Genomic DNA, 14,325 nt, shown 5'->3' on the forward strand with positions numbered 1-14,325 from the left:
GAGGTCAATGCGGGCAGATGCACGGCGTTTTTATTTTTCGGGAGGAAGCGGAAAACGCAGCAGGCGGCGGGTGCCGGTGTCGGCGATGTGGAGCCATTCGACGCCCGCGGTGTCGGTGAGAATGGCGACGCCGGCAGGCTGGTTGAGCAAAAGCCGGGCCTCTCCCTCCGCAAGCGGCAGATCGGCGAAGCTGCCGAAGGTTTGTTTTAGTTCGCCGGTGGCGGCGTCGAGGCGGAGCAGCTGGTGGCGCGTCGGATCGGTCACCCAGAGATTGCCCCGGGCGTCGGCGGTGATGCCGAGGGGGCAGCGGAGATCGGTGTAGCCGGGGGGCGCCCCGCGCTGGCGGCGGGTTTCCCAACGGACTTTGCCGTCGGGCGCGAGCCGCCAGATCGCGCGGGCATGTCCGCCGGCGACAAGGATGTCGCCGTCCGGAAGGACATGCAGGCCGAGTTCGCCGGAGCCGGTGTCAATCTTGCCAAAATCGACGAGAGGCCTGGGCGCGGCGTTTGTATCTAAATTCCAACTACAGAGCGCGTGCGTGGCGGGTTTTTTCGGGTCGGCGCTTGGGCGGGAGCCGAGGACGAGGAGATTGCCGCCGGCGTCGAAGGCGAGGTCGGCGGCCACGTAATCGGGGCCGGCGACGAGCGGTTTGCCGTTGTTGAGGTATTCGGGCGCGGACCAGCCGGGACCGGCGGCGTTTTTTGCGCAGCGATAGAGGTTCACGCCGCGGGCGGAGCCGTTCCAGTGCGAAGCGAGGTAGAGATCGCCGCCGGGTGCGAAGGCGAAGGACTCGAAACCTTCGGTTTTGAAGGCGGGGCCGGGGTCGTAGGCGACGACGGGGGCGGCGTTGCGTGACGGGTGCATGGGCGAGTCACCCATGCCACTCGAGCCCACGGGCGGGACGCCCGTGCCACGCAATCCGGCAATGCCGCCGTTTTCCAGTCGCATGAGTTTGCCGCGGGCAATGTAGTGGAGCGCGCCGTCGCGGACCTTGAGCTGGGTAAACCCGCCGAGGCTGCGCGAGGCGGCGGGCGCGGTGATTTTTTTCGAGAGAGCCGCGACGCCTGGGGGCAATGGTTTCGCGGGGGGAAGTTGCACGGGCTCGCCATATATGGTGGGGCGGGTGCGCCCGGTGGCGGGGTCGAGGAGCGAGAGGCTTTTGCCTTGCTTGACGAGAAGGAGCGCGGGCGGGCTTGTATCCGGTTTATAAATACGGACCGCCTCGACGGGCGGCGACAGGGGCTGAGGGAGCGCGGGGTGCTGCACGGTGCCGGCCTCGAAGGCGTGGGGGACGAACACGGTGAGGTTGCGTTTCCATTCGCCCGTGACCGCATCGAAGGCGGAGAGGCCGTCGGCGGAGGCGACCCAGAGGGTGTTGCTTTCCTCGTCGAGCGCGGCGTCGCGTGCGTCGCGGACGGCGGCGGGGTGGCCGTCGAGGAGGGTTTGGAGCGGACGGGGCTGCGCGTCGGTGAAATCGGGCACGCCGGGCGGCACGCTGCGGTTGAGGACGCCGGGGATGTAGCGTCCGCTGGTGTATTCGAAGCGCGTGGCGGCGAGGCGCGTGAGCTGCCCGCGCGCGGTCCAATAGTGCCCGGCCGCGAAGGCGGCGATGGCGGCGTCGAGTTGCGCGATGGCTTCGCGAGCGTCGGGGCCTGACGCTTCGGGAACGATGCGGCGCGAGGCGATGTCGTCGCGCAGGCGGCGCGCGCCCTCGATTTGCGGGCGGAGTTTTTCGACGTAATCCGGAGGCGTCTCGACGCGGCAGTGCGCAAGCGTGCCGCCGGTCATGCGGAAGGAGCGCAGCATGTAGGGCTCGATGACAAGGCGGAGCGAGGCGTTTGGGGTTTCGATCCTGGTGTTTCCGGCGGCGGTGCGCACTTCGGGCGACGCGCCGTCGAGCGAGAATGTTGTCGTGACCGGAACCGGAAGGCGGTTGACGGCATAGAACCAGACCGTCCCGTCGGCGGCGCGGTGCCGCCACACGGCGACGGGGTCGGTCGCGCCGGGGAGCCGCTCGAAACGGGCGTCGGGGATGGCGAGGTATTCACGGAGGAAAGGGCGCACGATTTCGGGCGTGCCAAACATGCAGCCGTTGCCGCCGGTCATGATGAGCGAGGGGTCCTGGTCGGCGAGCATGAGGGAGTAGAGTTCGAGCTCGTTGGCGGTGGTGGGCAGGCAGGCGTCGAAGGCGGCGACGCCGGTGCGCGCGCCGAAGTTTTCCCATCCGAGGTTTTTGTTCACTTCGAAATAGCGTCCGGTGAAGGCGGCGGTGCGGGAGTCGAGATTGATTTTTTTGATGTCGGCGGCCCAGAGCGGGTCGGAGGCGTCGGCATCGGCCAGCGGGGTGGAGTAGCGGCGACCGTAGGGAATGCTCGCTATGAAACGAATGCCGGGCTCGGCGGTGTAACGCGGCTCGTCGATGCCCTGCTCGCGCATCTGTCCGATGAGGTCGCGCGAGTAAACGGCGCCGGGGTCCTGCCGGTAGTAGGCGATGACGAGGTCGGCGTCGGCGCGGGCCTGGCGGATGCGGTCGCGGAGTTTTTGGTGAAAGGCGAAGAGGCGGTCGCAGCGCCACGCGAGCCAGCGTTCGCGGACGGCGTCGTCGCCGCGCACGAGGTGGTTGTAGCGCTGGTGGAAGCGATCGGGCGAGGTCGTGTCGGCGGCGGTCGGAACGGCGGTGCCGGTGTCGCGGACAAACTGGCCGATGGTCCAGTCGTCGTAGCCCCAGTCAAGTCCGGGCAGCGCGCTCCACGCCTGGAATTGCCACGTGAACATGAGGCGGGTGGAAATGCCGGCGAAGGCGGGGCTGTCGCCGAGCATGTCGGCGACCTCGCCGACGATGTCGGCATACATTTGCTGCACGCGCGGGTGGAGCGGGTTGTAGACAAAGGCCTCCCAGGCGCAGGTGAGCTTGCCGTCGCGGTTGCGCAGCACGATGTCGCGCGCTTCGGGCGTCATGAAGGCGACGCCGTCGGGCGCGGTTTTGTCGAGCTTGAGGCCCATGACGCGGCGGTCGAACCAAGTTTGCCCGGTGGGGTAGAGCTCGGGGATGATGCGGCAGCCGTGGCGTTCGGCGACGAGGGTGGCGAGGCGGGTTTCGTTGAGCTGCACGGCTCCGTAGCCGTCCATGATGCGGGTGGGGTAGTGGACGCCTTGGTAGATGTTGACCGTGGGAAACATGAGGTTTGCGCCGAGGTGGCTGAGGGTTTGCGCGTAGTGTTCGAGGGTCTTGAGGTGCTCGGAGGGGCTCGTGTTTTCACCGCCGAAAAAGCGAAGCCAGCGGCCGTTTTCCTCGAACCAGTAGCCGAACTCGCGCCCGCGCGAGGGGCCGGCGGGCGCGGGCGGGAGCGGGGTATCCACGATATCGATACGGATGCGCGCGGCGGCGGCCCTGAGGCCGGGGACGAGGTTGATGACGGCGACGACGAGATCCTTGGTCCGCAGCGGGTGGAAAAACGCCTCGTGCGTGAGCATGGCGCCGGTGAGCGGGTAGCGGTCGCCGGTCTCGATGCCGCCGGTGTTGATGACGCCGGTGGCGTTGCCGGCGGACATGGTGTTGTCGGTCACCCAGAAGCCCATGGTGCGGCGGTCGTTGTCGGGATAATCGACGCGGAGCCGGTAAAGGCGCCCGGGTTCGGGCAGGTCGAACTTGTAGGAAAACCCGTCGGTGCCCCAGCCGGGCACGGTGCCCCGGCCGGTGCTCTCGCGGTAGCGTCCGGCAGGGGAATCGACGACGCGGGCCGGGCCGTATTTTTCAAAATAGCGGCCGCGCGGCGGCTCGGCGGCGCAGTCGATGTCGATGACGGTGCGGTAAGAGGTGTCGCCGGACGGGCCGGTGGCGTAGGCGGGGCGGTTTTTCGTGTCGATGGCGACATAGAGCCCGGCCTTCATGTCGGCGGGGCGCAGGAGTTTTTTCGTTTTCGGGTCGCGGGCGACGACGCGAAACACGCCTTGGCGCGGGAAGGTGATGCTGACGGTTTTGACGACGGGGTTCTTAGTAATTGGAAACTGGATACTGGCGAGCGGGACGGGCGCGGCGTCCGCCGCGGGCGCGGGAACGCCGGAGGCATCGGCGGCGGCGGGGCTGGTTTCGTCGAGGGCGACGAGTTCGTAGGCGAGCGGCGCGGCGGGCGAGCCGCCTTCGAGGGTGAGCGGGATGGGCTCGCCCGCGCGGACGACGTTTTGCGCGGCGGGGCGCGAGGCCTCGGCGGCGGTCCCGGGGATGACGACGCGGACATTGCCCGCGGGCGAGCGCGGGTCGGCGGGGCGCAGTTCCCAGGCGTCGGGAAGCTCGTGATACCAGATGGTGCGGCGCAGGCGGAGCGTGTGTTTGCCGGGCGCGAGCCAGAGATTGGTTTCCTTGAACCAGGATTTGCGCTTGTCGAATTTCCCGCCGCCCTCGACATCGGCGGGGACGGAGTTGGAGAGCCAGCGGACGGGGCGTCCGTCGAGCCAGAACTCGCGCGTCCATTCGAGGGGCATGCCGCGCAGCCAAAGCTCGTGCCAGCCGCCGGGCGCGGCGATCTCGAAGTCGTATTCGAGCCAACCCGCGATGCCGGTCATGGTGCCGGCAGCGCGCTGGGCCTCGGCGTCCACGCCGTCGGCCCAGCCGAGGTCGGAGCGTTCGGCGCTCCAGCCGTTGCGATGGATGACGGAGGCGGCGGGCGGGGCGGAAAAAACCGCGGGCTGGAGGCCGGGGGCGGAAAGCGCGAAGGCGAGTGCGAGGAGCCGGAGTGCGTTGCGGTGAGGCTGGCGTGTGTCGTGCATGAGGAGGGCAGGGTGAAAAACGGAAGCGCGAAAATATATGAACGGAAAATGGAGCGGGGAAATCAACGGGCGTGCAGATTCGGGGAAAAAGGATATGTTTTCAAAAACAACACGCGACGGCCCCGGGCAATCCGCATCATCCTTAATAGTTAAGCGGCGTGCGTTCGACGATCCATGCTTAACGATAAAGAAGGAAAGGCGTTGAGGCAGAGCCGGGCAAAAACAAAGAAATGCCCTGCACGCAGGTCGCGTGATCCCGCCCCTTCCCGATACGCCCTCCCCGCAACCAACTCTTATCCCGCTCCGTATGCACACCGCTCCCTCCCTCCGCCCATCCCATCCTTCCAGCCCGTTCCTCGGCTCGCCGGACATGCAAGTCCTCCCCTCGCTTCCCCTCCGCGTCGCGGCCACCATGTTCCTTGCCGCCGTCCTGACCGCCGGATTGCCCGGACAAGCGGTGAACCCCGCCCCTGGCGAGAGCGCAAACCCCGATGCCAGCGCCAGCGCAAACGACCACAAAAAGGAAGAGGAAGTCGTCGTGATGGATGTCTTCACTGTCGAGCGCGAGCGCGACCACGGCTATCAGGCCACCAGCACGCTCGCCGGCTCGCGCATGGCCACACTCCTCAAGGAAACACCGGCGGTCATCAGCGTGCTCACCAAGGAGTTCATGGACGACGTCGGCGTCACCGACATCTCCGAACTGGCCTCATGGGGACCGAATGTTTACGTGGACGAGGTTGACACCAACAGCGCCTACACCGAAAGCCTCGTGAATTTCGGACGCCCCGTGGTCACACGCGGCATCTCCAGCAACCAGGGCCGCGCGCGCAATTATTTCATCAGCATTGTGCCCGGCGATGTGTTCGAGACCGAGGCCATCGAAATCGCCCGAGGCCCCAACGCTGCCCTCTACGGCGACGGCTCGCTCGGCGGCCTCGTCAGTACCGCAACCAAGCGCGCCAAGCTCCAGCGCGACTTCGCCAAGGTTGAGGTGAAGCCCGACAGTTGGGGCGGCATTCGCACGAGCATGGACACCAACGCCTCGATGGGCCGCTTCGCCGCCCTCCGCGCGAACTTCCTCTACGAAAGCATGGAGGGCTGGCGCGACGCGCAATATTCCGAGCGCCGCGCCACGCAAATCTCGGCCACCTTCCGTCCGTTCAAGCGCACGCAGTTGTTCGTCGAGTATTCCGGCGGCCACGGCGAAAGCAGCGCGCCGCGCGAGAATTTCAAGGACATGTATTCCACCTACAATCCCAACTGGGATTGGTCCGACACCACGCGACTCAAAACCGACTATTCCAGCTCTATCAATGGCCCCTATTACACCGCCGCCGAATACGCTCTCCTTGCCAACAACCAGGTCAAATACGCTTGGGACACCTCCGACGCCCCCGTCGCCGCCGACAGGGTCACCGCCAATGTCGCCCCCGCCGATGTCGGCATCGGGCGCAACGTCGGCACCGTCAGCCCCCACCTCGTTTTCATGAGCAACAACGACCCCTACAACCCAGCCCGCTCCATTCCGCTCATGAACTGGGCCGACGCCGTCCGCTCCTCTGGTCTCGGCACCAATTACCCCATTTATCCCACGCAGTCCGAGAACGCCGCCATCTACACCGGACGCGAAAATTACCCCATGTCGCTCCCCAGCCGCGAATACAGCCACACTCCGAGCAAGACGCCCCTCGGCGAGTCCGACTGGTATCTCTGGGGTGCCTACCTCACCCAAAGCATCGGCAACCTCGCTATTGAGGTCGGCATGAACCTCCAGCATCGCGACTCCAGCAACTTCCTCTCTGGCATCAACGAGGTCATCTACTACGACCTCAACGAATACCTCCCCGAGCGAAAGGACGCCCTCACCACTGGCACGAACGAAACCGCTGAAAACACCAACCCTAACGCTGGCCGCGCCTTCACCGACACGCACTACGCCCGCGCCTACTCCCGCAATTGGGCTAAGGACTTCCGCCTCATGCTCGCCTACCCCCTCCGCCTCGGCTTTATGGAGCAGCGCATCGTCGGCATCCTCGGACGCCGCGAGGAATACACCGACTACACCACCAAGGGTTGGGTCCGCACCAACAACGGCAGCATAGACACCGATGCCAACCGCGTCTATGTCCGCCGCTACCTCGACGACGGCGACGCTCCTATCCTCAGCGAACCACGCAGCTTCGGCGCCTACGAGGTGGACTACCTCACCTACGACCGCTCACTCTCCAAAACCCGCATGAACTACATGCAGGCCGCCATGCAGGGCCGCTATTGGGACGGCATCCTCTCCACCACCCTCGGCATCCGCCACGACGACTACAAACAGGACCTCACCGACCGCATCAACGGCCGCGGCGGCATCGGCGACCCCACTTACGACCCCGGCACCGGCACATGGAGCTACGTCAACCCTAGCACCATCGCCATCAACCCCTCCGACCCCGCGAACAACGACGTCCGCTTCCTCTGGCGCGGCGACAATCCCGTCCGCGCCAACGACGGCGACCCCACCAACGACTACCCCTCCTCCTTCGGCATGAACTCCGCCATGGCCGGCGTCGTTCTCTGGCCCGTCAAATGGCTCGGCCTCTTCGCCAACTACTCCGAAGGCTTCACCTCCGCCGCCAAGGCCAACGACATCCACGGCAACCCCATCGAGCAACCACGCAACAAAGGCGTGGACCTCGGCCTCAAATTCGAGCTCTTCGACGGCAAAATCTCCGGCCGCATCGGCTACTATAAAAGTAAATCCCGCGGCGCCAACAGCAGCTTCGCCAATGGCCTCGCCGACTCCTTCGCCACCAACACCAACGGCTCCGACATGTGGGATCGGGCCAAGGAAATCTACCTCTCCGCCTATAACGCCACCCAGGAACAACAGTGGCTCGACAAATACGACCGCGCCGAGCAACTCGACGCCGCCATGCGCGCCTACGTGGACTCCATTGACATCGACGCCAACGGCTGGGAACTCGACTTCACCCTCAACCCCACCCGCGCTTGGGCCATCACCCTCAACGGCGCCCTCACCGACAACGCCCAGAACAACGCCATGCCCGACACCAAGGCCTACTGGAACGAGCACCTCCCCGAATGGCTCGAACTCGCCAACACCGAAGCCGGCCATGCCGGCGCCTACAACGCCACCGTCGCCGGCAGAATGTCCGAGGGTATCGCTTACGTTGACATGGTCCTCCGCAACAAGCGCGACGGACGCCCCCTCAATGGCACCCCCGACTACACCGCCAACATCTTCACCTCCTACACCTTCCTCTACGGCCCCCTTAAGGGCCTCCGCGTTGGCGCCGGCGCCCAATTCATCGGCCCCCGCATCCTCGGCATCAAAAAATACTGGGATCCCGACGTCCGCAACGGTGTCCCCGACGCCGACGGCAACCCCACCGACAAAAACGCCGCCGGTCAGGAAGTCCCCCGCGGCTACTGGCGCGAGGAACCCGGCTACGGCTACAAAACCGACTCCTCCGTCCTCGCCAACGCCATGCTCCGCTACACCTTCAAGCTCTGGCGCCGCGAATTCGTCCTCCAGCTCAACATCAGCAACCTCCTCGGCTTCGACGAATACATCTACTCCGGCGGCGTCGGCAACGCCACTGCCAGCATGAACTACAACTGGGCGCAACTCGACGAGCACGGCATGCCTGTGAAAAAAGCTGCCTCCGCCAAGATAGACGACAGCGGCACCACTACCAACATCCAGTATGCCGGCGGCGCCCAAATCCCGACCGGCTTCCGTTACTCCGTCCCGCGCAAGTTCATCCTTACCTTAAGCACCAGCTTCTAACCACAACCGAAAGCATCACCTGCCATGAAAAACAGCTCGCCTTCGCAACGGAAACTTTCGCGCCTCCTCCCGCTTCTCCTCTGCCTCGCCCCGCACCTCGAGGGGGCGAATCGCGAATGGGCCGCCACCGGCACCGGCGATTTCGCCGACATGGGCAACTGGAAGGACGCCGCCCCGCCCGCCGCCGGAGACACCGTACTCATCAACAACGGAGGCACCGCCGTCATCAACGGTGCCTCCATCACCATCAGCCGCCTTGAGGCAGGCGGCACTGGCAAGGACGCTTACGGCGCGCTCAACATCATCAACGGAGGTACCCTCACCATCGCCACCTATGCCATGATCGGCTACAACAGCGGCAACGCCTCCCAATGGGGCAGTGCCGGCCTCGGTGCCGTCACCGTCAGCGGCACCGGATCCGTTCTCAAAACCACCTCCAACTCCATTTTCGTCGGACGCGGCAACAAGGCCGTCCTCAACATCATCAACGGCGGAACCGCCATCTCTGCTGGCGAGTTCGCCATCGGCGAATCCGCCTCCGGCGTTCTCCCCGACGGCGGCAGCGGCACCGTCAACATCACCGGCGCTGGCTCAAACCTCACCGCCACCACCGCCAACATCGGCAAAAACCGCGCAGGCACCATGTTCATCTCCGACGGCGGCTCCGCCAACTTTACCGGCGATGTCACCATCGGCAACGCCGCCAACTCCGTCGGCGAACTCCACGTCAACGCTGGCGGCCTCTTCAGCATCGCCAATAACAAGGGCCTCTTCGTCGGCGGCAACACCAGCGGCGCCGGCGTCCTCGGCAGCCGCTCCGGCCTCCTCGCCGGCACCGGCACCCTCAACCTCGGCACCGGCATTGTCACCGTCTCCCGCAACGGCACCCTCTCCGCCGGCGACAACCCCGGCGAAATCGGCACCCTCTTTATCATCGGCAGCCTCAACCTCGGCACCGTTGCCGACGGTGGCAATGAGAAGTCCGCCCGCCTCAACATTGACCACAACTCCGCCACCGCCGACCTCATCAACCTCTCCGGTGCCGTCACCTTCGGCAGCATCATAAAATTAGACCTCTCCTCGCTCGCCAGCATCGCCGCCGTTCCCATCATCACCGCTGGCGCCAACCTCCCCGCGCTCCCCGCCGATATCCGTTTTACCATCAACGGTGCCGCCTTCTCTACCCTCGACCGCCTCGCCGGTGCGCTGCCCTCTGCCTCGCTCTCCGTCAGCGGCTCCCAACTCCTCATGACCGTCGCCTCCACCGCCGCCAACAAACACCTCGTCTGGACGGGCGCGGTCGGCAACACATGGAACCTCACCGGTACCAACTGGCGCGAAGTCGGCGGAGGTTCTCTTGCCTTTCTCACCGGCGACTCCGTCACCTTCTCCACCCTTGGTGGCGTGACCAGCGCCACCATCACCGCCGACATCGGCCAGACCGTCTCCCAACTCGCCCTTGTCGGCGACACCAGCTATACTCTCGCCGGCAACTTCAGTGCCGACGGCTCCCTCGGCAACACCCTCCTCACCGGCACTTCCGGCAAACTCCTTCTCGGCGCGAGCGGTACCGCTTTCAACGGCACGCTCACTCTCACCGGCAACAACAACTTCCTCGGTGGCGTGGAACTCCACTCCGGCACCCTCAGCGTCGCCACCGTCCGCAACCTCGGCGCCAGCCTCTCCAGCGTCACCTTCGCCGGCACCGATGCGAGCGCTTCCACCCTGCTCATCACCGACGACATCACCTTCGATTTCTACTCTAACGCCTCTGGTGACCCCGTCGGGTCGGACAACTTGCTAATCAACCCCGGCGTAAACGCCACCGTCCAGATGGCTGCCGGCAAATCGCTCACCTTCGCCCAAAACAGCGGCGGCATGTTTGGCCCGGCCATTGTCAATCAGGGCAATCTCGCCATCCGCACCGATGGCGGCACGGTCACTTTCGATAGCCTCAATGCAAGCACACCCACTGCCTACGGCGGGGCGGTTGCCAACCCCGGCACCCTCTCCATCGACGACGCCCTCTTCATCTCCAACACCGTGGGCGGTCGTGGCGGGGCCATCTATAACTCCGGTAATCTCACCCTCCACACGACCCACACCGCCGCCCACACCGGCAACGCCGCCTTGGGTGAAGGCTCCACCGCCGCCGCCTCTGCAGGCGGCTTCCTCTACATGGGGAACAATTCCACCGCCACCCTCGACATCACCGGCCGCCTCACCATCGGAGACGCCTCCTCGCTCGCAAACCAAACCGACTCCATCGCCAGCCTCAATGCCGACGCGACCCTCACCAAGACCGGCACCGGCACCCTCGTCCTCAACGCCGACAACACCCACTACACCGGCGCATTCAACCTCGTCGCCGGCACCGTGCAGGTCAATGGCGCCAGCGCCCTCTTCGGCGGCGCCATCAACGGCGCGGGCAACCTTGTCCTCAACAACACCGGCGACAACCTCGCCTTCGCCTCCGGCGACTTCCACGGCACCCTCCGGCTTCAGGGCACCGCTGGCGGCGGGGCCAGCTATCACCTCGACACCGTCGCCGGCATGGCCCCGACCAGAAGCATACTCGCCGCCTCCCATCTCCAACTCGCCACCGGCGGCACGCTCTCCATCGGCAGCGGCTCCTACGCCCTCCGCGGACTCGACTTCGCCGGCGGCGATTTCCACACCACCCGCGACGGCTTCGCCTTTTCCGGCACTCTCCGTGTCGGCGGCACCCTCGCGCTCAGCGACCCGGTGAGCAGCAAAATCATCTTCGACGACTTCAACCCTGGCGACTCGATGGGCAGTCTCTACACCGGCGGCGGCGGCAGCGTCTTTTCCCTCGACGAAGCCGGAGCCAATGCCGTCCTCCTCATCGCCGCCGACACCCTCGCCGCCGGCCACGCTGGCCGCACCGTCAAACTCTACGCCAACGACGGCGCCACCGCCATCGCCACCTCTCAAACCATCGCCCTCGACGCCAACGCCGTCGGCACCTTCGAAAACATGGCCGTCGCCATCACCGGCAGCGCCGGCGCGGGCCTCTACATGGATTCTCTCCTCCAAAAAATCGAAATCCTCCTCGGCAAAACCTTCACCCTCGCCTCCGATTCCGCCACCGACAACGCCCTCCTTAACACCACCATCACCGGCGCGGGCAACCTCTCCATTGCCGCCACCGGCACCCATATCACCCTCGGCGCGGCCAACAGTTACACCGGCGAGACCCGCGTCACCACCGGCACCTTGCGCCTCACCGCCGCCGGCGCCCTCGGCGACACCTCCGACCTCGTCATCCAGTCCGGCGCCGGCGTCCTCCTCGACGGCGACACCGTTTACGGCAACACCCAGTCCATCGGCGCCTACACCGGCACGGCCGGCGCGCGGCTCAGCCTCGGCACCGGCACCCTTGCCGTGACCGCCGCCAAGGGCACCGGCCTCTTCAACGACAACGGCGCGACCACCGACCTCGGCGCCGCCGGACACCTCATCCTCAACGGCGGCCACATCACCGGCGTCCTCACCGCCGACGCCGCCAACGCCGCCCTCCTCGACATCGCCACCGGCACCACCACCATCGGCTCCGCCAACACCGCCTTGAACATCACCGCCACCATCGCAGCCGGGGCCACCCTGCGTCTCACCGACGGCGGGGCGCTCGGCACCGGTGCCATCGCCTTCGACGGCACGCTGGAACTCGCCGCCACCGGCGCAAACACCCATTTCCACAATACCTTTGCCGGCGTCACCGGCACCGCCGCCGTCGGCCACGGCACCATCCTAAAAACCGGCTCCGGCGCGATGACCATCGCCAGTTCAAACCCGGACTTGAACGTCCCCGTCGTCATCGAACAAGGCCGGCTCGTCGCGGGCGCGTTCGACGCGCTCGGCGTGAGCGTCATCACCACGCAAGCCGGCGGCGTGATGGAATTCAGCGGCGTCGAGGGCACCCTCACCAACACCATCGCCGGCGACGGCACCCTTGCCTTCACCAACGGCGCCCGCGTGACCATCGACAGCGAATACGCCATCCCCAGCATCGAAATCAGCAGCGCCGCCGCCGTCACCGCCGGCCACCTCCTCGCCCTCGGCGGCACGACCTCCAAAATCAGCGTCACCGGCGGCGCCAGCCTCATCATCGACACCTACGACAACGCCACCCGGAATTTCGACCTCGGCGAACTCCACCTCTCCGGCGGTGGCGCCCTCCGTTTCACTCCTGCCGGCACCACTTTTCGCAAGGCCATCGTCAACCGGCTCACCGGCTCGGGCGGCGTCCTCGCCTTCAACGTCGATTTCAAGACCGTGCGCGACCAAGCCACCGCGGCCCTCTCTCCCGTCATCCCCGTGGGCCGCGCCGCCAACCACGTCACCGTCACGACCGCCGGGACCGGCACCCACGGCGTGTTTGTCATCAACGCCAACCCCGCCTTCACCGCCCCGCTCGACGGCTCCTTTACGCCCCTCATCGACACCGCCTCGGGCGATGCCACGCGTTTCCAGTTGGTCGATGCCGCCGGCGCGCCGATTCCCTACTACGAGTCCGGCCTCGTCGCGCTCAAACTCGTGAAGGGCGGCGAGGACGAGTCCACCTACACCGACAACCCCGACCGTTGGTATCTCGCCGACAGCGGCCTGGCCTCCGTGGCCGACGCCATCATCGGCACCGCCGCCATGGCCGGCAAGGACTGGCACTACTCCGTTGACGCCCTTTACCTGCGCATGGGCGACGTGCGCGCCGGCCTGGCGGAATCGGATTCCGGCCGCACCGGCAACGTGTGGGCGCGCGGGCGCGGCTACCGCCTGAAGGCAAACTACAAGCTCCTCGGGCGCCCCTTCGACGAGACGCTTTACGGCGTCACCGCTGGCGCGGACTGCACTTTCCGCCCGCACGAGGAGGTCACCCTGCTCGCCGGCGTGTTCTTTGACGGAGGCCGCGTGACCCGCGATTTTGTCAACTACGGCAGCGGCGAAAGCAGCACTTTTGGCGCGGGCGTCTATGGTTCCATCCTCTTCGAAAGCGGCTGGCATGGCGACCTCGTGCTGAAAAGCGACCGCTCCAAGAACAGCTTCGATGCCCGCACCGTGGACGGCCGTGTGACCAACGGCGACTACAACAGCAACGCCGAGGGTTTCTCCGCCGAACTCGGACGCCGCTTCCAGCTCAAGCACGACTGGTGGTTCGAGTCCTCCGTGCAACTCGCGACGGCCTGGCTCAACGGCGTGGACTACGAGGCGCTGACCTCGGAAAGTCCCATCCCCGTGCGCGTGGACGGCTCCCGCTCCACCCAGTATCGCGGCGGCCTGCGCGTCGGGCGCGATCTCGGGCGCCTGAACCCCTATGCAAAAATCGCCTGGGCCAAAACCGACACCTCCGGCGGTGTCATCCACGCCCACACCCGTGCCTTCGATCCCGGCATGAACGGCTGGCGCTTCGAGACCGGCGCCGGCGTGTCCATCCGTCTCTCCGACCGCAGCGCGTTGTATCTGGACTATGAATACGCAACGGCTGACGCCTATCAGCGCCCCTGGAGCTTCAATCTCGGCTACCGCACGCTATGGTAAGAGCCGCGTCCTCCCAACGGGACTCCCGGGACCGCGTCAGCGACTGGGAGCGCCGGCTTCCAGCCGGCAGGTTTGCCGGGTCGGGTGGCACGGGCGTCCCGCCCGTGGGTTTGAAGGCTCCGCGCCGTCCATGGGCGGCTCGCCCATGCCGCTCAATCCACAAACCTACCCGCCCCCTTTTTTACTGAACACAGCAC

The 14,325-nt window shown here is 66.1% G+C and carries 3 protein-coding genes; 2 read left to right on the plus strand and 1 reads right to left on the minus strand.

The window, feature by feature from the left end; all coding sequences use genetic code 11:
• Positions 1–30 precede the first annotated feature (30 nt).
• A complete protein-coding gene (locus OH491_RS02175; protein WP_145928659.1) occupies positions 31–4,767 on the minus strand; it encodes a hypothetical protein in 4,737 nt (1,578 codons plus the stop codon).
• Between the two features lie 307 nt (positions 4,768–5,074).
• Between OH491_RS02175 and OH491_RS02180 the strand changes: the two genes are divergently transcribed.
• Entirely contained in the window at positions 5,075–8,572 is a 3,498-nt protein-coding gene (locus OH491_RS02180) for a TonB-dependent receptor plug domain-containing protein (RefSeq protein ID WP_068769534.1), read from the plus strand.
• Between the two features lie 24 nt (positions 8,573–8,596).
• On the plus strand, positions 8,597–14,128 hold the full coding sequence (locus OH491_RS02185) for an autotransporter outer membrane beta-barrel domain-containing protein (protein WP_068769533.1): 5,532 nt from the start codon (positions 8,597–8,599) through the stop codon (positions 14,126–14,128).
• Positions 14,129–14,325: the final 197 nt, after the last annotated feature.

This window comes from Termitidicoccus mucosus (assembly GCF_038725785.1).
Taxonomy (GTDB): Bacteria; Verrucomicrobiota; Verrucomicrobiia; order Opitutales; family Opitutaceae; genus Termitidicoccus; species Termitidicoccus mucosus.